Raw genomic sequence first — 19,615 nt, forward strand, 5'->3', positions numbered from 1 at the left:
TGAACGCAATGCCGAACGCAATGCCCGCAGGGCCTCCTCCCCTTCGTCGACGACGCTCCCCACGGCCTCCTGGGCGTCGTTAATTCGGATGCGGGCGAGGCCGCCGGGCCGGATCATCGGGCATCTGTCCGCCACCCCCCGTAGGAGCCGCTTCCGTGATCCGGCGTGTGACCGTCCCCGCCCTGTTCCCTCCGCCCGCCTACTCCCACGCCTCGGTCGTGGAGGCGGGCACGAAGCTCGCGTTCCTCGCCGGGTCGGTGCCGCTGACCGCCGACGGGGAGCTGGTGGGGCCGGGGGATCCCGTGCGCCAGGCCGAGCAGGTGATCGCGAACCTGCGCGAGCAGCTGCGGGCCGTCGGCAGCGATCTGGAGCACGTGCTGGCGACGGACGTGTACGTGGTCGGCGACGACACCGCCGCGCTGTCCGCGGTGTGGCGGGTCGTGGAGTCCTCGGGGCTGAGCACGGGCCCGCACTCGTCCACGCTGCTCGGTGTGTCCTGCCTCGGCTATCCCGGCCAGCTCGTGGAGATCACGGCCACCGCCGTGGTGCCGGAGCCGGCGGCGGACCCGGTCGTGCTGCGCCGTGCCGTGGCGGCCGACGCCGGTGCCGTCGCCGACGTCTATCTGCGGTCCTTCGCCGCCGCGCTGCCGACCGTCGTCCGCCCGCACACCGACGACGAGGTCCGGGACTACTTCCGTGAGGTCGTGGTGCCGGCCCGGGAGACCTGGGTGGCGGAGGCGCCCGGCGCCGGGGTGGTCGGTCTGATGGTGCTGGACGGGGAGGCGCTGGACCAGCTGTACCTGGACCCCGAGTGGCGGGGCCGGGGCATCGGGGACCGGTTCGTCGCGCTGGCCAAGGAGCGCAGCCCGGGCGGGCTGACCCTGTGGACGTTCCAGGTGAACAAGCCCGCCCACCGCTTCTACGAGCGGCACGGCTTCACCGCCGTGGCGTTCACCGACGGCAGCCGCAACGAGGAGCGCGAACCGGACGTACGTTACGACTGGCGCCCCTGAACCGTCCCTGACGGTTACGACCGACGCCCCTGAACCCTCCTCCCTGACGGACCGGGTGCCGTGGAACGCCCGACGAGGAGGGCCGAGCGCGGCCGTATCGGCTCCTCACGGCAGCCCTGCCGCGTCCGCCGCCGTACGCAGGACCTCCCGCAGCATCTCGGCGGTGAGCCGGCCGGTGAAGGTGTTGCGCTGGCTGACGTGGAAGCAGCCGAAGAGGTCAAGGCCGTCCAGCGCGACCCGGGCGCCGTGACCGAAGGCCGGGCGGGGGCGGGGCACCGTCCAGCCGGCCGCCGCGAACGCGGGCAGCGCGGCCTGCCAGCCGAAGGCACCGAGGACGACGGCGGCCTTCAGCGTCGGCCGGAGCAGCGTCAGCTCCTGGACCAGCCAGGGGCGGCAGGTGTCGCGCTCCCCCGGGGTCGGCTTGTTGGCGGGCGGCGCGCAGTGCACCGGCGCCGTGACCCGCACGCCGTACAGCTCCAGCCCGTCGTCCGCGCTGACGGAGGTGGGCTGGGAGGCGAGCCCCACGTCGTACAGCGCCTGGTAGAGCACGTCTCCGGAACGGTCTCCGGTGAACATGCGGCCGGTGCGGTTGCCGCCGTGCGCGGCCGGGGCGAGCCCGATGATCACCAGCCGGGCGTCGGCGGGGCCGAAGCCGGGCACCGGCCGCCCCCAGTACGTCCAGTCGGCGAACGCGGCCCGTTTCGTACGGGCCACCTCCTCCCGCCACTCGACCAGCCGGGGGCAGGCCCGGCACCCGGCGACGCGCCGGTCCAGCCGGGCGAGGGCGCTGGTGTTGTCCATACGGTCACCGTAAGTCGGGGGCGGGTGGCGGGGTGAGGCGGAGGCGGGGCGGCGAGGTGGGCCGGGGTGCGTGGGGGCCGGGGTGCGTGGGTGCCCGGGTGAGCGCCGGGAAAACGCCTCCGGCTCGGCGGCCGGTGCGCGTTAAGGTCGGGACATGGCTTCCGAGGATGCGGACGAGAACGTGGACCGTGGGACCGGCGAGGGGACGGGCGGGCCGGTCGGGGCGGGCTCCGCCCCCGCCGCACAGCCGCTCGACCCCAAGATCGCCGCCGCGGTGGCCGCGGCCGAGGCCGCCGCGCCCGCGGGCGGCGAGACCGTCCGCGTCGACAGCTGGATCTGGGCCGTCCGTCTGATCAAGACCCGCTCCCTCGGCGCCACCGCCTGCCGGGGCGGGCATGTGCGCGTGAACGGCGAGCGGGTGAAGCCCGCCTACTCCTTGCGCGTCGGTGACGAGGTACGGCTGCGGCACGAGGGCCGGGAGCGGGTCGTGATCGTCAAGCGCCTGATCCGCAAGCGGGTCGGGGCGCCCGTGGCCGCGCAGTGCTACATCGACAACTCCCCTCCGCCCCCGCCCCGCGAGGCCGTCGTCCCCGTCGCCCTCCGCGACCGGGGCGCCGGCCGCCCCACCAAGCGCGACCGCCGCGAACTCGAACGCCTCCGCGGCCTGGCCCTCGGCACCCCCACCGGTTTCGCCGGCCCCGGCCCCTCCACCGGCCGCGTCGGCCCGACCGGCACGGGCGGCTCGGGCACGGGCGGCCGCAAAGGCACCGGCGGTCCGGGCGGCCGTGGCGGACACCGCGGCTCCGCCACGGGCGACTGACCCGACGGCCCCGGCGGCCCCGGCGGTCCCCCGCACGGCAGGTGAGCCGGCAGGCCCGGCCGCCTGCCCCGCCCCCCTGTCGTCGGCCCGCCCGGGCGACCGCCCAAGACCCGCGCGGCCCCCGCTCATCCCACCGGCACGGCCCTCACCCATACCCCGTCCGGGGTCAGATACCTGTCGACCCGCAGTCCCGCCTCCGCCAGCGCCGACTCGAACCGCTCCTTCGTCAGGGGCCTGGACAGGAAGGTCTGGGTCCAGACCGCGTCCGGGAACACGTACTCCGCGTGGACCGAGTGCACGCCCTCGCCGGCCGGCTCCACCGAGGTGATCCGGACGGTGAAGCCGCTCGGGTCGACCCGCTCCCTGGGCACCTTCGTGTGGTAGTCCGCGCCCTCCCGCTGGATGAGCACACAGCCGCCCTCCGCCACATGCCGGGCACAGGTGCGCAGCAGGCCCCTGCGCACCTCCTCGTCACCGGCGTGCACCAGGAACGACCCGAGCATCACCACGTCGAACGTCTCGCCCAGGTCGAGGGTCTCGATGGGACCGCATATCGTGCGCGCCCCGCGGACCCGGGCCAGCATGTCGGCGGACTCGTCCACGGCCGTGACCGTGAAGCCGCGTTCCAGCAGCGGATGGGTCACCCGGCCGACCCCGCTGCCCAGCTCCAGGATGTGCGCCCCGGCCGGTACCGCGGCGGCGATGACGTCCGGCTCGTCCCCCACCGGCAGCCGTGCGTAGAGCTCGACCGCGCATCCGTCCGGGGTGATCGCCCCCGGCCCCGTGCCCTCGTATCCCTCACGCATCTCGATCTTCATACCCGGACAACGGCCCACGCCCGTACGCCCGTTCCCCCTCTCCTCCGATTCACTCTTTCGAGTTATTCAGGCCGGAACGGGAACCATCCGTGCCCGATGCGTCCGGGTCCCCGCGCCGCGGATCCGGGGCCGGGCCGGGCGTTGGTGCGGATCGGAATCGAAGAGTACGTTGCAAGGAGGAGTGATGGTCCGATGCGTACGGGCAGTGAACCGGCGACCGCGCGCAGTGCCCTGCGGGCGCGGTTCTGGCTGAGCGTGTGGGGGCTGGCCTGGACGGCCCTCGGCACGGTGGCGTTCGCGCTGGCCGGGCGGCCCGGGTGGGCGGCGGCGTGCGCGGCGCTGTGGCTGGTGACCACCGTCGACCTGGCCGTGGTCCTGCGGCACATCCGGCAGGGACCGCACTACCAGCCGGGCCGTGACGTACCGCCGTACCAGCCGCCGGAGGACGGACCACCGTACCCGCCCCCGCCGGGGCACCGCCCTCCGGGCCGGCGGCCGTATCGCGGGTGGCCGGGCCCGCGGCACCCCTGAGCGAGCACGACGGGCACTCCCTGTCCGGACCGGCCGGGCGCGCGCTGTCGGTGGCATCCGGGCGTCAGTCGTCGAAGCGCGCCGCCTTCAGGTACTGCGGGTTGGGGTCCAGCGCGGCGGCCAGCCGGAAGTGCCGCTTGGCCTGGTCGGGACGGCCCTGGCGTTCGTAGGTGCGGGCCAGGGCGAAGTGCGCGAACGCGTTGTCCGGCTCGCGTTCCAGCACGATGGTGAACTCCAGCTCGGCGGGGCGCAGTTGTGCCGCGGCGAAGAAGGCACGCGCGCGCAGCAGCCGGGCCGCCGTGTTCTCGGGGTGCGCGGCGATGACCGAGTCGAGCAGCTTCACCGCGCCCCGCGGGTCCCGCGCGTTGAGCAGTTGCTCGGCGGCACGGAAGTCGATGACATGCGTTTCCGGAGTGCGTCCGGTGGAACCGCTGGTCTCGGGCACGGCTGAGTCCTTCCCTTGCTCCGGCGGTTCAACGCCCCGAAGCGGTCGGCTATTCCGCGCCGGCGCTCCCCTGCCGCGCCCGGCGGGCGAGGCCGTCCCACACTTCGGCGACCCGCTCGCGCAGGGCGTCCAGGGGCACGTCGTTGTCGATGACGATGTCCGCGATCTCCCGGCGCTGCTCGCGCGTCGCCTGCGCGGCCATCCGCGCGCGTGCGTCCTCCTCGGTCATCCCGCGCAGCCGTACCAGCCGGTCGAGCTGGGTGCCGGGGCTCGCGTCCACGACGATGACGACGTCGTAGAGCGGTGCGAGACCGTTCTCGGTGAGCAGGGGGACGTCGTGGACCACCACGGCGTCCTCGGGCACGGCGCTCTCCAGTTCGCGGGAACGGTCCCGCACCAGCGGGTGCACGATCGAGTTGAGGACGGCGAGCTTCTCCGGGTCGGCGAACACGATGGAGCCGAGCCGGGGCCGGTCGAGGCCGCCGTCGGCGGCGAGGACGTCCGGGCCGAAGGCGTCGACCACGGCGGCGAGGCCGGGGGTGCCGGGCGCCACGACCTCGCGGGCGATGCGGTCCGAGTCGATCAGGACGGCCCCGTGCTCCACGAGCAGCCGCGACACCTCGCTCTTGCCGGCGCCGATCCCGCCGGTCAGGCCCACTGTCAGCATGAGCGGAAGCCTAGACGCCCGGCCGGGAGGCCGGTGCGGCAGGTGCCGGCCGGCGCCCGCGTCCCCGCCGCCCGTGTCCTCGCCTCAGTTGTCGCCCTCCCGCTCCGCCAGGAACTTCTCGAACTCCCGCCCGATCTCGTCGGCCGACGGGATCTCCACGGGCTCGGCCAGCATGTTGCCCCGGGTCTCGGCGCCCGCCGCCGCGTCGTACTGGTGCTCCAGCCCCTGGACGAGCGCGGTCAGTTCCTCGTCGCCCTCCCGGATCTGCCGGTCGATCTCGGTCTGGGTGCGGTGGGCGTCCGTGCGCAGCGCGTGGGCCACGCCGGGCAGCACCAGGCCGGTGGCGGCCGTGACGGCCTCCAGGACGGTCAGGGCGGCGTCCGGGTACGGGGAGCGGGCGATGTAGTGCGGGACGTGCGCGGCGACGCCCAGGACGTCGTGGCCGGCCTCCATGAGGCGGTACTCGACCAGGGATTCGGCGCTGCCGGGCACCTGCGCCTCGTCGAAGGGGCTGCGGTGGCCGGGGACGAGGTCGGTGCGGTTGCCGTGCGGGGTCAGGCCCACCGGGCGGGTGTGCGGGACGCCCATGGGGATGCCGTGGAAGTTCACGGACAGGCGCACGCCGAGCCGTTCCACGATCTGCCGCACCGCCGCCGCGAACCGCTCCCACTCCACGTCCGGTTCGGGACCGGACAGCAGCAGGAAGGGGGCGCCGGTGGTGTCCTGGACGAGGTGGACCTCGATGGCCGGGGTCTCGTAGCCGGTCCAGCGGTCCCGCTGGAAGGTCAGCAGGGGTCGGCGGGCCCGGTAGTCCACGAGCCGGTCGTGGTCGAACCGGGCCACGACCTGGTGGGGCAGTGAGTCGAGCAGCCGGTCGACGATCTGGTCGCCGGTCTCGCCCGCGTCGATGTATCCGTCGAAGTGGTAGAGCATGACAAGGCCGGCCGACTCCTGGGCGAGCGCCATGTCCACCACGGCGAGGCCCTTCGGCTCCCATGCGTACAAACCCTGCGGATCAAGCACTGTGACCGCTCCTCCTCGTGTTCGTCATGGACAACGCGGCCCGGAACAGCGGAATTCCCGCCACGCGCCGCTCGTCGGGGATCTCCTGCGGAACGACGCCTTGACGGCCTGTCACATGGTCCGTACCTTCACGGGCGTCGAGTTCACGGTGACGATCGCCGTTCATGTGGGGGAAAGACGGGAAGGCACTCCGATGCGCATACGCACGCCGCTCACCGCCCTGCTCGCCACCGCCCTCGCCACCGGCGGCCCGGCCCTGTCCGCCACCGGAGCCGCCTCGGCCGCCGGCACCATCGAGGTCACGACCGCCGCCCAGCTGAAGACCGCGCTCGCCGCCGCCCGGCCCGGGGACACGATCCACCTGGCGGACGGCACCTACACCGGCAACTTCAAGGTGACCACCCCGGCCACGGCCGCCGCCCGCATCACCCTGACCGGCTCCCCGGGCGCCGTACTCACCGCCGGCGGCGGCTACGGGCTGCACCTGAACGGTGCCTCGTACTGGACGGTCAGCGGCCTGACCGTGACCGGCGGGCAGAAGGGGATCATGGTCGACGCGGCCAGGGGTGTCGTCCTGGACGGTGTCACGGTGCACGGCCTGGACATGGAAGGCGTGCACTTCCGCGCCTCCAGCGCGGACGGCGTGATCGAGAACTCGAGGATCTACGACACCGGGAACGACGGCCGGGGCATGGGCGAGGGCGTGTACGTGGGCACCGCGAACACGCTGTCCGACCGGAGCGACCGCGTGCGGATCCTGAACAACACGATCGGCCCGGACGTGGGCGGCGAGAACGTCGACATCAAGGAGGGCACGACCGGTGCGCGGATCATCGGCAACACCTTCGACGGCAGTGGCCTGACCGGCGCCAACTACGACGACTCCTGGGTCGACGTGAAGGGCAACGACGTCCTCGTCCAGGACAACACCGGCACCGCCACCACCAATGACGGCTACCAGACCCACACCCAGCAGCCCGGCTGGGGCTGCGGCACGGTCTTCCAGGGCAACAAGTCGACTCTGACGGGCGCGACCGGCCCGACCCGCCTGGCGATCGACGTCACCCACCACAGCGCCACCTGCCCGGCCACGGTCTACGCCAGCAACACCGTCACGGACGGCAAGGGCCTGACGAACATCCCGGTCACTCCCTGAGGAGCGCGCGGAACTGCGTGACGAGCCACGACGGACCCGCGGCCGAGTCCCGACCGCACCAGCCCCCCGCACCACCGGAAAACCCTGAAGGGCCGCACCTCGAAAGGTACGGCCCCTCAGCGAACTATCGGCTAAGCCTCAGCGGCTGCGCTCAGCTCTGGCCTCCGGCCAGCTTCTCGCGCAGCGCGGCCAGCGCCTCGTCCGAGGCCAGCGCACCGGAGGTGTCCGCACCCTCGGAGGAGTACGAACCGCCACCCGCGGCCGGAGCGGCACCGGCGGCGTCGCCACCCTCGGCAGCGGCCTGGGCGTCCGCCTCGCGGGACTTGATGACCTGCTGCTGGTGCTGCTCGAAGCGGGACTGCGCCTCGGCGTACTGGCGCTCCCACTCCTCGCGCTGCTTCTCGTAGCCCGGCAGCCAGTCGTTGGTCTCCGGGTCGAAGCCCTCGGGGTAGATGTAGTTGCCCTGGTCGTCGTAGGACGCGGCCATGCCGTACAGGGTCGGGTCGAACTCGACGACCGACGGGTCGGCGCCGAAGGCCTCGTTGGCCTGCTTCAGCGAGAGGCTGATGCGGCGACGCTCGAGGTCGATGTCGATGACCTTGACGAAGATCTCGTCGTTGACCTGGACGACCTGCTCCGGGATCTCCACGTGGCGCTCGGCCAGCTCGGAGATGTGGACCAGACCCTCGATGCCCTCGTCCACGCGGACGAACGCACCGAACGGCACCAGCTTCGTGACCTTGCCGGGCACGACCTGGCCGATCTGGTGGGTGCGGGCGAACTGCTGCCACGGGTCTTCCTGGGTCGCCTTCAGCGACAGGGAGACGCGCTCGCGGTCCATGTCGACGTCGAGGACCTCGACGGTGACCTCCTGGCCGACCTCGACAACCTCGGACGGGTGGTCGATGTGCTTCCAGGACAGCTCGGAGACGTGGACCAGACCGTCGACGCCACCCAGGTCCACGAAGGCACCGAAGTTGACGATCGAGGAGACCACACCGGAACGGACCTGACCCTTCTGGAGGGTCGTGAGGAACGTCTGGCGGACCTCGGACTGGGTCTGCTCCAGCCAGGCACGGCGGGACAGGACCACGTTGTTGCGGTTCTTGTCCAGCTCGATGATCTTGGCCTCGAGCTCCTTGCCGACGTACGGCTGGAGGTCGCGGACACGGCGCATCTCGACCAGGGAGGCCGGCAGGAAGCCACGGAGGCCGATGTCGAGGATGAGACCACCCTTGACGACCTCGATGACGGTACCGGTGACGATGCCGTCCTCTTCCTTGATCTTCTCGATGGTGCCCCAGGCACGCTCGTACTGGGCGCGCTTCTTCGAGAGGATCAGGCGGCCTTCCTTGTCCTCCTTCTGGAGGACCAGGGCCTCGATCTCGTCGCCGACGGCCACGACCTCGTTCGGGTCGACGTCGTGCTTGATCGAGAGCTCGCGGCTCGGGATGACACCTTCGGTCTTGTAACCGATGTCGAGCAGGACCTCGTCCCGGTCGACCTTCACGATGACGCCGTCGACGATGTCGCCGTCGTTGAAGTACTTGATCGTCTCGTCGATCGCTGCGAGGAATGCTTCCTCGTTACCGATGTCGTTGACCGCTACCTGCGGGGTGGTGGCGGTGGTCTCGGTGCTGCTCGTCATGTGGGAAAGGGCTCCGGTACGGACATTGAAGTCGTAGGTACTGCTTACGCCGGGAGCCCGTTTCGCTCTGCAGAAGCCGGACAGCCAAGGAAGCGCCTCCCCATTACTGGCGATGGCGCCTCGACAACCGAGGGGACATACAACAGATGCGAGCGCAGCCTGCTACGTCTGAGGTGCGCAGGCCCGCAGCGCAACTTGTAGCATACGGGGGCAGCCGGGCAGGGTCAATGCGCGACAGTGGACACCCGGGGCGGATCGCCGCATATCCGGCGGAGAAAACGCGTCGACAGGCCGCACGGGCCCGTGGGAACCCTCCCATTCGGCCCTTCCGGCGGGCTGGACGGAAGAGTACGACGAGGGAGCCGATCATCCAAGAGCCGGAAACGCACGACCCCCAGCGGTCCGAAGGGTTCGAGCCGGAGGCCACCCGGCGTGACGCGGACGTCACGGAAAGCACGCGGGCCAATCGGGGCTGGTGGGACCGGAACGCGGACGAGTACCAGACCGAGCACGGCACCTTCCTCGGCGACGACCGCTTCGTGTGGGGCCCGGAGGGCCTGGACGAGATGGAGGCCGGGCTGCTCGGCCGGCCGGAGGAGCTGAAGGGCAAGGACGTCCTGGAGATCGGCGCGGGCGCGGCGCAGTGCGCGCGCTGGCTGGCCGCCCGGGGCGCGCGGCCGGTGGCCCTGGACCTCTCGCACCGCCAGCTCCAGCACGCGCTGCGGATCGGCGGGGCCTTCCCGCTGGTCTGCGCCGACGCCGGCGCGCTGCCCTTCGCGGACGGCGCCTTCGACCTGGCGTGCTCCGCGTACGGGGCGCTGCCGTTCGTGGCCGACCCGCGGCTGGTGCTGCGCGAGGTGTACCGGGTGCTGCGGCCGGGCGGGCGGTTCGTGTTCTCGGTGACGCATCCGATCCGCTGGGCGTTCCCGGACGAGCCGGGCCCCGAGGGCCTGTCGGTGTCCGCGTCCTACTTCGACCGCACGCCCTACGTGGAGCAGGACGAGCAGGGCCGCGCGGTGTACGTGGAGCATCACCGGACGCTGGGCGACCGGGTGCGGGACATCGTGGCGTCCGGCTTCCGGCTGGTGGACCTGGTGGAGCCGGAGTGGCCGACGTGGAACACCTCGGAGTGGGGCGGCTGGTCGCCCCTGCGCGGGAGCCTGATCCCGGGCACGGCGATCTTCGTGTGCGAACGGGACTGAAGCGGTCCGGGCGGGACCGAAGCCTTCCGGGCGGGACCGAAGCCGTCCGAAAACCGTCCGCGTGTGCCCACGCGATCACCCAGTGTGATCACGAGGGCGCACGCGCGCGTGGGGGGCCGTTTTCCCGTCGTACGACACTGGGGACGTGATCCGTTACGACGCTCTGGACGCGCTGCCCGTGCGCTCCGCCCTGCCCGCCCTGACCGACGCCCTGGAGGGTGAGGGGACCGCCGTCCTGGTGGCCCCGCCCGGCACCGGCAAGACGACGCTGGTGCCGCTCGTGCTCGCGGGGCTGGTGGGGGACGGTCCGGCGCGGCGGGTGGTGGTGGCCGAGCCGCGGCGGATCGCGGCGCGGGCGGCGGCCCGGCGCATGGCGTGGCTGCTGGGCGAGCGGCCGGGTGAGAGCGTCGGCTTCACGGTGCGCGGCGAGCGCGCGGTGGGGCGGCACACGCGCGTGGAGGTCGTGACGACCGGCGTCCTGCTCCAGCGGCTCCAGCGCGACCAGGAGCTGGCCGGGGTGGACGTGGTGGTCCTGGACGAGTGCCACGAGCGGCATCTGGACGCCGACACGGTGGCCGCGTTCCTGTGGGACGTGCGGCAGGCGCTGCGGCCGGAGCTGCGGCTGGTGGCCGCGTCGGCGACCACGGACGCCGAGGGGTGGTCACGGCTGCTCGGCGGGGCGCCGGTGGTGGAGGCGGCGGGGGTGGCGCATCCGGTGGAGGTGGTGTGGGCGCCGCCGGCCCGTCCGCTGCGGCCGCCGCACGGGATGCGGGTGGATCCGGCGCTGCCGGCGCATGTGGCGTCGGTGGTGCGGCGGGCGCTGGCCGAGCGGGACGGGGACGTGCTGTGCTTCCTGCCCGGCGTGGGCGAGATCGCGCGGGTGGCGGGGCTGCTCGGGGAGCTCGGCGGGGTGGAGGTGCTCCAGGTGCACGGGCGGGCTCCGGCGGCGGTGCAGGAGGCGGTGCTGTCGGCCGGGGAGCGGCGCCGGGTGGTGCTGGCGACGTCCGTGGCCGAGTCGTCGCTGACCGTGCCCGGGGTGCGGGTGGTGGTCGACTCGGGGCTGGCCCGGGAGCCGCGGGTGGATCACGCGCGCGGGCTGAGCGGGCTGACCACCGTGCGGGCGTCGCGGGCGGCCGGGCGGCAGCGGGCGGGCCGGGCCGGGCGTGAGGCGCCGGGGGTGGTGTACCGGTGCTGGGCTCAGGCCGAGGACGGCCGGCTGCCGGCTTTCCCGGCGCCGGAGATCAAGGTGGCCGATCTGACCTCGTTCGCCCTTCAGGCGGCCTGCTGGGGCGATCCGGACGCCTCCGGGCTGGCGCTGCTGGATCCGCCGCCGGGCGGGGCGATGGCGGCGGCCCGCTCCGCGCTGACGGCGGTCGGGGCGGTGGACGGTGCCGGGCGGGCCACACGGACCGGCACGCGGCTGGCCCGGCTGGGGGTGCACCCCCGGCTGGGGCGGGCGCTGCTGGACACGGGCGGGGACGGGGCCGCGGTGGTCGCGCTGCTCTCCGAGGAGGTGCCGCGGGAGTACGGCGACGACCTGGCGGGCGCGCTGCGGCGGGCCCGGGCCGGCGGTGACGCCTACGGCGCGCGGTGGGCGGCGGAGGTACGGCGGCTGCGCGCCGTCTCGGCCGGGTCCGCGCGCCCGCCCGCGCGGGACGGGGCCGTCCGGGTCCCTCCGGGTGCCGGCGACGACCGGCTCGCCGGGCTGGTCGCCGCGCTCGCGTTTCCCGAGCGGGTGGCCAGGCTCGACGGGGGGTCGTACCTCATGGCGTCCGGGACCCGGGTCGAACTGGCCGAGGGGTCGGGGCTGCGGGGGGCTCCGTGGATCGTCGTCGCCGTCGCCGACCGGCCCGCGGGCAGGGGGCACGCGCGCGTGCGGCTCGGCGCGGCCGTCGACGAGGACGTGGCGCGGGCCGCCGCCGGGGCGCTGCTCGGTGAGCGGGACGAGGTGTGCTGGGCCGGCGGGGATGTCGTGGCCCGGCACGTCGAGCGGCTGGGGGCGATCGAGCTGGCCGTATGCCCCCTGAAGGACGCCGGACCGGCCCTCGTACGCGCCGCCCTGCTCGACGGGCTCCGGGAGGAGGGGTTCGGGCTGCTGCGCTGGTCGCCGGAGGCGCTGGGGCTGCGGCAGCGGCTGGCGTTCCTGCGGGCGCACCTCGGGGAGCCCTGGCCGGACGTGTCGGACGACGCGCTGCACGCGCGCGTGGACGAGTGGCTGGAGCCGGAGCTGGGCCGGGCCCGGCGGCGGGCCGATCTCGCCCGGATCGACGCGGGGCAGGCGCTGGCCCGGCTGCTGCCGTGGGCGGGCGGGGAGGCGGCCCGGCTGGAGGAGCTGGCGCCCGAGCGGATCACCGTACCGAGCGGGTCCCGGATCCGGATCGACTACCGGGATCCGGAGCGGCCGGTGCTCGCCGTGAAGCTCCAGGAGCTGTTCGGGCTGCGGGAGACGCCGGCCGTGGCGGGTGTGCCGCTGCTGGTGCACCTGCTCTCCCCCGCCGGGCGGCCCGCCGCCGTCACGGCCGATCTCGCCTCCTTCTGGGCGGACGGTTACCGGGCCGTGCGGGCGGAACTGCGCGGCCGGTACCCCAAGCACCCGTGGCCCGAGGACCCGGCGACCGCCGAGCCCACCCGGTACACCAACGCGCGGCTCAGGCGCTGACCGGCGCGGGCTCCCCGGGCCGGGCGGGTGCCGGCCGTGGCAACGCGCGGGTGAGACGAGAAACAGCGGCGCGGGCACGGACGAGGGCGCCCTCCCCGGTGAGCGGGGAGGGCGCCCCGGTGGTGTGCCGCGCGGCCTCAGGAGGAGGCGGACGGATCCGGGGCGGGGCTGCCCGAGGAGGTGGACGGGTCCGGCGTGGGGACGGCCGGGGAACCGGCGGCTTCCACCGTCAGCGGTACGGTCACCGTCGCGCCGCCCGCGGTGGTGACGCGGAGCAGGAAGGTGCCGGCGGTGTCGTCGGCGTACAGCTTGGGCAGCGTGAGCAGGCCCTTCGCGTCCGTCCGGAGGCCGGTGAGGGTGCGTACGGGCTTTCCGTCGGCGTCCTTGAAGTAGGGGCCCTTGTCGTTCGCCGTGGCGTCGAGGAGGGACTTGACCACGGTGGCGGTGGCCGCGACCTTGTCCGCCGCGGCGCCCCGGTACGTCGCCTTCAGCTGCACCTGCTGGGCGAACTCGCCGCCCGCGGTGCAGGTCAGCGGCGTGGTGCTGGTGCGGGCCAGGGCGTCGGCGACGCGCTCGGTGACGGTCGCGGTGTAGTCGACGCCCTTGACCTGGCGGCCCACCACGGCCGCGGTGACCTTGAAGGCGCCCGTCTTCTCCCCGGCCTGGAGCGGCGGGGCGAGCGCGACGCCCTTGGCGTCGGTGGCGACCGTCGCGACGGTCTCGCCGCCGGCGAAGGTGGCGTCGGTGTCGCCGGTGAGCGTGAACCTGATCCTGACCTTGGCGACGGACTTGCCGACCTTGGTCTCGGCGCGCACCCCGATCCGCTCGGTGAAGGCGTCGCCGGCCATGGCGGTGAGCTTTCCGGTGCCCGTGCCCGTCAGGTGGTCCACGAGGTCGGTGGGCGTCCCCGGGGGCGTGGGCGTGGGCGTCGGCGGGACGGGCGGCTTCGGGGTGGGGGGCTTGGGGCTGGGCGTCTCGTTGCCGCCGTCGCCGTCGCCGGGTGTGTGGGGCTTCGGAGCCGGCTTGGTCGTGGGCGGCTGGGTCGGGCGCGGGGACGGGGACGGGATGCTGTGGGTGCCCTGGTCGCTGCGGTGCTCCGGGACGCCACCGGTGCCGTCGGGGATGGTGTGGGTGCCCTTGCGGTAGTACTCCATCCAGTTCAGGACCAGGGCGAGGTAGTCCTGCGAGTTGTTGTAGCTGAGGATCGCGCTGTGCAGGTCGGCCTCGCGGGACAGGTCCCAGTCGTTGCGGCACAGGTAGTGGCCCGCGGCGAGCGCGGCGTCGTAGATGTTGTTGGGGTCCTTCTCGCCGTCGCCGTTGCCGTCGCGGCCGGCCCAGGCCCAGGTGGACGGGATGAACTGCATGGGCCCGACGGCCTGGTCGTAGCTGCTGTTGCCGTCGTACGCGCCGCCGTCGGTGTCCGGTATGAGCGCGAAGCCGTTGCCGTCGAGCTGCGGGCCGAGGATGCGGTGCAGAGTGGTGCCGTCGGCGTCGACCTGTCCGCCGCGGGCCTGCCCGGACTCGACGTTGCCGATGGCGGCCAGCAGCTGCCAGGGCATGTTGCAGCCGGGCTTGGAGGTGCGCAGTTCGGCCGCGGCCTTCTGGTAGGCGTCGAGGACCGTCGCCGGGATGCCCGCCTCCGCGTCGCCCCGGGAGACGGGTGTGCCGACGGGGGCCGAGGGACTGGGCGCGGGGCTCTTCAGCGGCGGAAGGTCCGTGTAGTACGGCGAGTTGCCGGTGGCGCCGCCGGTGCCGTCCGGTACGGAGTTCGTGGCTTCGGCCGTCGCGGGTCTGTTGTCCTCGCCGGCCACTCCCGGAGCCTGGGACGCGGAGAGAGCCGCGACCGCCGCCGCGGCCACGGCGGTGCTCGCCGCCCCCTTGCGCAGTCGCCTGCCGAAATGCGCCGCCATAGAGTGAACCCCTCCCGTGGACGCCCGCGCGTCCGTCTCCGTCTTCGCCTGCCTCGCTCTGGTGTGACGGTTGACCCGGTGCTCTGGTTGCCCCTGTGCCGTCATTGCGTCCGAGCGCCGAGTGTGCCACCGTGCGCGCGGCAGGGGGACCCTGGTGACCCTACGACAACTTGCCGTGGGCCGGCACGCGTTGATGCCCGAAGTTCACCGTTTGGCCAACCCCGGTTGTCTCGCGCGGCCTTGGAGCGGCGTCCCGGATACTGGCCGGATCCGGTCACCGGCGGTCCCGTACGGGCCGTCGTACGCTCAGGAGGCTCTGTTGCCGTTCACGCTCAGCCATGCGGCGGCCGTGCTGCCCGCGGTCCGCCGGGACGGGGGCGGGCGGGCCCGGCTGGTACCCACGGTGCTCGTGACGGGTTCCTGCGCGCCCGATCTGCCCTACTACGCGGCCGATTTCCTGCCGGGCGGCATGGAGTCCGGCTCGGTCACGCACGCGTTCGCCGGAGTCGTCACGGTCGATGCGCTCCTCGCCTGGGCGCTCGCGGGGCTGTGGCTGCTGGTCCGGGAGCCGTTGCTCGCGCTGCTGCCGCGGGCGTGGCAGGGGCGGCCGGCCGCCCTGCTGCGCTGCGGGGCGCCCCGCGCGCGCGTGCGGGGCGGGACGGTGGGCCGCTGGTACGCCTCCGCGGTGCTCGGCGCGCTGACCCATGTGGTGTGGGACGCGTTCACCCATCACGACCGGTGGGGTACGCGGCTGATTCCGGCCATCGGACGGGACCGTCCGGCGGGCGTGCCGCTGTACACCTGGCTGCAGTACGGGTCGTCGGCGGTGGGCGCCGTACTGATCGTGGTGTTCGTGGTCCGGGCGCTGCGACGGCTGCCCGGCGGGGTGCCCGTGGGGGTGCCGGTGCTGTCCGTACGGGACCGGTGGTGGGCGCTCGCGGTGATCGGGGGCTGCGCGCTGGCGGGGGCGGTGCAGCGGACGGCCCACTGGTGGGAGCGGGGCGGTACGGGCACGCGGCCCTGGGAGCTGGTGCCCACCCTGTGTTTCGGGGTGGGCGCCGGGCTGGTGCCGGGGCTGCTGGTGTACGCCGTGGCGGTCAGGGTCTGGCGTCCGGCCGCTGATCACGGGGGTCGTGGGGGCCACGGCGGGGTGGTCGGTGCGGGCCGGGGGCGGCGGGTCGCCCGGTGAGGGGGGCGACGAAGACCGTGAGCTTGTTCCGGGGGCGGGCTCTGGGGAGCAGGGCGAGCGCGAGGGCGAGATAGCCGCGGGCCAGGTCGGTCCACTGGCGCCAGTCGGGGAGGCGCGCGGGGCGGGCGGCCGGCCCGCGGCCCAGGCCCTTGGTGACGGTGCGGACGGTCGTGGCCAGGTCGGCCGGGATGCGGGCGGTGCTTGCGTCGGCCGCGAGGGCCGGGACCGGCGCGGCGGGCACGGCCTGCGCCGAGGCGACACCCGCCCAGGCCCCGGCGGCTGCCTCGGGCGTCCGGCGGTGAAGCATGCGTATACCCATGCCCGCAGTGTTGCGGCTGCGGGCGGTGGGGGGCGTTTTGGCGGGGGCCACGAGAGTGACGGGCCCTCCGGGGGTTCGGCCGGGTTGTGGGGGTGGGCGTCGTTTTCGGGGTGCGCTCTTGGGGTGGTTCGGGGGCGGTTCGAGGCTGTTTTGGAAGCGGCTCGGGCTGTTTCGGGTGCGGTGGGTTCGGCACCGCCGGTCCGCGCCGTGGTGGTTGATCGCCGTCGCGGCGGAGAACGGGGAAGGGCGCGGAGGGGGAGGGGCGGTGGCAGTGGCCGGCCGGTGCGCGGAGGTGGTCCGTGCGGCGGCGGACGGCCAGTGCCACGGACCCCGCCCCTGCGGCGGCGGACGCCCCGTCTGGCGGCGGACGCCCGGTGTGGCGGCGGAGAGCTGGCACGGAGCGGAGCGCGAAGGCTCTGTCGGTCCGGGGCAACTCTCCGCCACCTGGGGGGTCAATGGGCCGCGGATTCCCAGTCCGGGCCGACGCCGACCGAGACGTCCAGGGGAGCCCTCAGCTGGACGGCGTTCGCCATCTCGCGGCGGACGATCTCCTCCGTGACCGCCCGCTCGCCGGGGGCGATCTCCAGGACGATCTCGTCGTGGACCTGGAGCAGCATGCGGGACTTCAGGTCCGCCGCCCGCAGCGCGCTGTCCACCTTGAGCATGGCGATCTTCACGATGTCCGCCGCCGTGCCCTGGATGGGCGCGTTGAGGGCCATGCGCTCGGCCGCCTCCCGGCGCTGGCGGTTGTCGCTGTTGAGGTCGGGCAGGTAGCGGCGGCGGCCGAACAGCGTCGCCGTGTAGCCCGTGGCGCGCGCCTCGTCGACCGCCCGGCGCAGATAGTCCCGCACCCCGCCGAAGCGTTCGAAGTAGGCGTCCATCAGGGCGCGGGCCTCGCCCGCGTCGATGTTCAGCTGCTGGGAGAGGCCGAACGCGGACAGGCCGTAGGCGAGGCCGTACGACATCGCCTTGATCTTGCGGCGCATCTCCGCGTCCACCGCCCCCGGCTCCACCCCGAACACCTGGGACGCGGCCGTGGTGTGCAGGTCCTCGCCGGAGGTGAACGCCCGGATCAGGCCCTCGTCCTCGGAGAGGTGGGCCATCACCCGCAGCTCGATCTGGCTGTAGTCCGCGGTCATCAGGGACTCGAAGCCCTCGCCGACCACGAAGCCCCGGCGGATCGCCCGGCCCTCGTCGGTGCGCACCGGAATGTTCTGCAGGTTCGGGTCGGTGGAGGACAGGCGTCCGGTCGCGGCCACCGTCTGGTTGAACGTGGTGTGGATACGGCCGTCGCCCGCGATGGTCTTGATCAGGCCCTCGACGGTCACCCGGAGCTTCGCCTGCTCACGGTGGCGGAGCATGATCACGGGCAGTTCGTTGTCGGTCTGGGTGGCGAGCCAGGCCAGGGCGTCGGCGTCGGTGGTGTACCCGGTCTTGGTCTTCTTCGTCTTCGGCAGCGCCAGCTCGCCGAAGAGGACCTCCTGGAGCTGCTTGGGCGAGCCCAGGTTGAACTCGCGGCCGGCCGCCGCGTGCGCCTCCTTCACGGCCTGCTGCACCGCGCCCGCGAACATCTGCTCCATCGCCTCCAGGTGCGCCCGGTCGGCAGCGATGCCGTGCCGCTCCATGCGGGCGAGCAGCGCGGAGGTGGGCAGCTCCATGTCCTGGAGCAGATCCGCCGCGCCGACCTCCCTCAGGCGGTCCCCGAACGCCTCGCCCAGGTCCAGGACCGCGCGGGCCTGGACCATCAGCGCCTCCGCCTCGGCGCCCTCGTCCGCGCCGAAGGCCAGCTGGCCGTCGGCCGCGGCGGCGGGGGTCAGCTCGCGGTGCAGGTACTCCAGGGACAGCGCGTCCAGGTCGAAGGAGCGGCGGCCGGGCTTGACCAGGTACGCGGCGAGCGCGGTGTCCATGCCGACGCCCTCGACGCGCCAGCCGTGCTCGGCGAAGACCCGCATGGCGCCCTTGGCGTCGTGGAACACCTTGGGGCGGCCGGCGTCGGCCAGCCAGGCGGCGAACGCGTTCTCGTCGGCCTCGTCCAGCTCGGACGGGTCGAACCAGGCCGCCGCTCCCCCGGCCGCGGCGAGCGCGATCTCGGCGACCGAGCCGGTGCCCAGGGCCCAGGTGTCGACGGTGGCGACGCCCAGCGGCCCGGCGCCGTGCTCGGCGAGCCAGGGGGCCAGCTCGCCGGTGCGCAGGATGCTGCCGTCGATCTCGACGCCGTCGGCGGTGACCGGGGCGGCCTCGGTCTCCTCCGTGCCGGGGTCGACGGCGAAGAGGCGCTCGCGCAGCGACGGGTTGCGGATCTCCAGGGTGTCCAGGATCATCGCCACGGCCTTGCGGTCGTACGGCGCCCGCTCCAGGTCGGCGACCGTCCTGGACAACTCGACCTGCCGCTCCAGCTCGGTGAGGACGCGGTTGAGCTTGACGGACTCCAGGTGGTCCCGGAGGTTCTGGCCCGCCTTGCCCTTGACCTCGTCGGCCCGCTCGACCAGTTCGGCGAAGGAGCCGAACTGGTTGATCCACTTCGCCGCGGTCTTCTCGCCGACGCCCGGGATGCCGGGCAGGTTGTCGGACGGGTCGCCGCGCAGGGCCGCGAAGTCCGGGTACTGGGCGGGCGTCAAGCCGTACTTCTCGAAAACCTTCTCCGGGGTGAACCGGGTCAGCTCCGAGACACCCTTCGTGGGGTACAGCACGGTGATGTTCTCGGTGATCAGCTGGAAGGAGTCGCGGTCGCCGGTGACGATCAGCACCTCGAAGCCCTCGGCCTCGGCCTGGGTGGCGAGGGTGGCGATGACGTCGTCCGCCTCGTACCCCTCGACGGCGAAGCGCGGGGCGTGCATGGCGTCGAGCAGCTCGCCGATCAGCTCCACCTGGCCCTTGAACTCGTCGGGGGTCTTGGAGCGGTTCGCCTTGTACTCGGTGAACCGCTCGGAGCGCCAGGTCTTGCGGGAGACGTCGAAGGCCACCGCGAAATGGGTGGGCGCCTCGTCACGCAGGGTGTTGGCCAGCATCGACGCGAAGCCGTAGATCGCGTTCGTCGGCTGGCCGGTCGCGGTCGTGAAGTTCTCCGCGGGCAGCGCGAAGAACGCGCGGTAGGCCAGCGAGTGCCCGTCCATGAGCATCAGCCGGGGACGGGTGCCGCCGGAGGTCTTGTCGGTCTGCTTCGGTGCTGTCTCTGCCACGTCACCGATCCTGCCACGAGCCACTGACAACCCGGACCGCCCGCCCGCGCCCGGTGTGAGCCCGGACACGGCGAGCGGCACGGTGCGTGACCGGGGCCGCCCCGGCGGGCGGGAGCGGAGCGGCCGGCCGCCGCCCCTTCGCCGAGTGAGGCGACGCCTCGTCAAGCAGGAGCGACACCGCCCCTCGGTAAAGAGCGGCGAAAGACACACCCCGCCGCGGGCAATGGTCCCGGCC

Annotated in this window: 16 protein-coding genes and 1 pseudogene; 8 read left to right on the forward strand and 9 right to left on the reverse strand. The window is 73.7% G+C overall.

From position 1 onward, the window contains the following. Positions 1-257: 257 nt before the first annotated feature. Both IH25_RS43190 and IH25_RS42180 read left to right on the forward strand, forming a co-directional pair. Positions 258-488, forward strand: a pseudogene (locus IH25_RS43190) (RidA family protein); the annotation flags it as partial. Positions 489-545: 57 nt separating this feature from the next. Then, positions 546-1,013 carry a GNAT family N-acetyltransferase gene (locus IH25_RS42180; RefSeq protein ID WP_245172733.1) on the forward strand — a complete coding sequence of 156 codons (468 nt, stop codon included), beginning with the start codon at positions 546-548 and terminating at the stop codon, positions 1,011-1,013. 105 nt (positions 1,014-1,118) lie between these two features. Here IH25_RS42180 and IH25_RS0107840 read toward each other — a convergent pair whose 3' ends face one another. Continuing rightward, the gene (locus IH25_RS0107840; protein ID WP_030605229.1) at positions 1,119-1,814 is read right to left on the reverse strand and encodes a uracil-DNA glycosylase; all 696 of its coding nucleotides are present in this window, start codon (positions 1,812-1,814) and stop codon (positions 1,119-1,121) included. Between the two features lie 154 nt (positions 1,815-1,968). Between IH25_RS0107840 and IH25_RS0107845 the strand changes: the two genes are divergently transcribed. Then, positions 1,969-2,634, forward strand: a complete 666-nt coding sequence (locus tag IH25_RS0107845; RefSeq protein ID WP_037654551.1) for an RNA-binding S4 domain-containing protein — start codon at positions 1,969-1,971, stop codon at positions 2,632-2,634. 125 nt (positions 2,635-2,759) lie between these two features. On the opposite strand, the gene IH25_RS0107850 is transcribed toward IH25_RS0107845, so the two are convergent. Next, the gene (locus IH25_RS0107850) at positions 2,760-3,440 is read right to left on the reverse strand and encodes a class I SAM-dependent methyltransferase (protein WP_037654583.1); all 681 of its coding nucleotides are present in this window, start codon (positions 3,438-3,440) and stop codon (positions 2,760-2,762) included. A 204-nt stretch (positions 3,441-3,644) separates the two neighbouring features. On the opposite strand from IH25_RS0107850, the gene IH25_RS0107855 reads away from it, so the two are divergent. Continuing rightward, entirely contained in the window at positions 3,645-3,983 is a 339-nt protein-coding gene (locus IH25_RS0107855) for a DUF6343 family protein (RefSeq protein WP_078844174.1), read from the forward strand. A gap of 64 nt (positions 3,984-4,047) precedes the next feature. Here the strand turns inward: IH25_RS0107855 and IH25_RS0107860 are convergent, their stop codons facing one another. From IH25_RS0107860 to IH25_RS0107870, 3 genes are all read right to left on the reverse strand, one after another. Next, positions 4,048-4,428 carry a tetratricopeptide repeat protein gene (locus IH25_RS0107860; protein WP_030605237.1) on the reverse strand — a complete coding sequence of 127 codons (381 nt, stop codon included), beginning with the start codon at positions 4,426-4,428 and terminating at the stop codon, positions 4,048-4,050. A gap of 49 nt (positions 4,429-4,477) precedes the next feature. Then, entirely contained in the window at positions 4,478-5,095 is a 618-nt protein-coding gene (gene coaE / locus IH25_RS0107865) for a dephospho-CoA kinase (protein ID WP_030605241.1), read from the reverse strand. A gap of 84 nt (positions 5,096-5,179) precedes the next feature. After that, entirely contained in the window at positions 5,180-6,118 is a 939-nt protein-coding gene (locus IH25_RS0107870; protein WP_030605243.1) for a PAC2 family protein, read from the reverse strand. 193 nt (positions 6,119-6,311) lie between these two features. Between IH25_RS0107870 and IH25_RS0107875 the strand changes: the two genes are divergently transcribed. Next, positions 6,312-7,274, forward strand: coding sequence for a right-handed parallel beta-helix repeat-containing protein (locus tag IH25_RS0107875; RefSeq protein WP_030605246.1), 963 nt, complete (start codon positions 6,312-6,314; stop codon positions 7,272-7,274). Between the two features lie 151 nt (positions 7,275-7,425). Here IH25_RS0107875 and rpsA read toward each other — a convergent pair whose 3' ends face one another. Further along, the gene (gene rpsA, locus IH25_RS0107880) at positions 7,426-8,922 is read right to left on the reverse strand and encodes a 30S ribosomal protein S1 (protein WP_030605249.1); all 1,497 of its coding nucleotides are present in this window, start codon (positions 8,920-8,922) and stop codon (positions 7,426-7,428) included. A 365-nt stretch (positions 8,923-9,287) separates the two neighbouring features. Here rpsA and IH25_RS0107885 point away from each other — a divergent pair, with 365 nt between their 5' ends. Both IH25_RS0107885 and hrpB read left to right on the forward strand, forming a co-directional pair. Then, the gene (locus tag IH25_RS0107885) at positions 9,288-10,124 is read left to right on the forward strand and encodes a class I SAM-dependent methyltransferase (RefSeq protein WP_030605250.1); all 837 of its coding nucleotides are present in this window, start codon (positions 9,288-9,290) and stop codon (positions 10,122-10,124) included. Between the two features lie 145 nt (positions 10,125-10,269). After that, a complete protein-coding gene (gene hrpB / locus IH25_RS0107890) occupies positions 10,270-12,783 on the forward strand; it encodes an ATP-dependent helicase HrpB (protein WP_030605254.1) in 2,514 nt (837 codons plus the stop codon). Positions 12,784-12,920: 137 nt separating this feature from the next. On the opposite strand, the gene IH25_RS0107895 is transcribed toward hrpB, so the two are convergent. Next, on the reverse strand, positions 12,921-14,693 hold the full coding sequence (locus tag IH25_RS0107895; protein WP_030605256.1) for a lytic transglycosylase domain-containing protein: 1,773 nt from the start codon (positions 14,691-14,693) through the stop codon (positions 12,921-12,923). A gap of 319 nt (positions 14,694-15,012) precedes the next feature. Between IH25_RS0107895 and IH25_RS0107900 the strand changes: the two genes are divergently transcribed. Next, the gene (locus tag IH25_RS0107900; protein WP_030605259.1) at positions 15,013-15,882 is read left to right on the forward strand and encodes a DUF4184 family protein; all 870 of its coding nucleotides are present in this window, start codon (positions 15,013-15,015) and stop codon (positions 15,880-15,882) included. On the opposite strand, the gene IH25_RS40570 is transcribed toward IH25_RS0107900, so the two are convergent. Together IH25_RS40570 and polA are read right to left on the reverse strand one after the other, a co-directional pair. Next, positions 15,791-16,201: a hypothetical protein gene (locus IH25_RS40570; RefSeq protein WP_030605262.1), complete on the reverse strand. Its 411-nt coding sequence runs from the start codon at positions 16,199-16,201 to the stop codon at positions 15,791-15,793. The genes IH25_RS0107900 and IH25_RS40570 overlap by 92 nt on opposite strands. A 452-nt stretch (positions 16,202-16,653) precedes the next feature. Continuing rightward, positions 16,654-19,380, reverse strand: a complete 2,727-nt coding sequence (gene polA / locus IH25_RS0107910) for a DNA polymerase I (RefSeq protein WP_030605265.1) — start codon at positions 19,378-19,380, stop codon at positions 16,654-16,656. Between the last annotated feature and the right edge of the window lie 235 nt (positions 19,381-19,615).

The organism is Streptomyces achromogenes subsp. achromogenes (assembly GCF_000720835.1).
In the GTDB taxonomy this organism is placed as follows: Bacteria; Actinomycetota; Actinomycetes; order Streptomycetales; family Streptomycetaceae; genus Streptomyces; species Streptomyces achromogenes.

Excerpts from the sequence above, each read along its gene's own strand:
- IH25_RS0107840 (WP_030605229.1), bottom strand. The coding sequence starts at position 1,814 with ATGGACAACACCAGCGCCCTCGCCCGGCTGGACCGGCGCGTCGCCGGG.
- IH25_RS0107845 (WP_037654551.1), top strand. The coding sequence starts at position 1,969 with ATGGCTTCCGAGGATGCGGACGAGAACGTGGACCGTGGGACCGGCGAG.
- IH25_RS0107850 (WP_037654583.1), bottom strand. The coding sequence starts at position 3,440 with ATGCGTGAGGGATACGAGGGCACGGGGCCGGGGGCGATCACCCCGGAC.
- IH25_RS0107855 (WP_078844174.1), top strand. The coding sequence starts at position 3,645 with ATGCGTACGGGCAGTGAACCGGCGACCGCGCGCAGTGCCCTGCGGGCG.
- coaE (WP_030605241.1), bottom strand. The coding sequence starts at position 5,095 with ATGCTGACAGTGGGCCTGACCGGCGGGATCGGCGCCGGCAAGAGCGAG.
- IH25_RS0107875 (WP_030605246.1), top strand. The coding sequence starts at position 6,312 with ATGCGCATACGCACGCCGCTCACCGCCCTGCTCGCCACCGCCCTCGCC.
- rpsA (WP_030605249.1), bottom strand. The coding sequence starts at position 8,922 with ATGACGAGCAGCACCGAGACCACCGCCACCACCCCGCAGGTAGCGGTC.
- IH25_RS0107895 (WP_030605256.1), bottom strand. The coding sequence starts at position 14,693 with ATGGCGGCGCATTTCGGCAGGCGACTGCGCAAGGGGGCGGCGAGCACC.
- IH25_RS40570 (WP_030605262.1), bottom strand. The coding sequence starts at position 16,201 with ATGGGTATACGCATGCTTCACCGCCGGACGCCCGAGGCAGCCGCCGGG.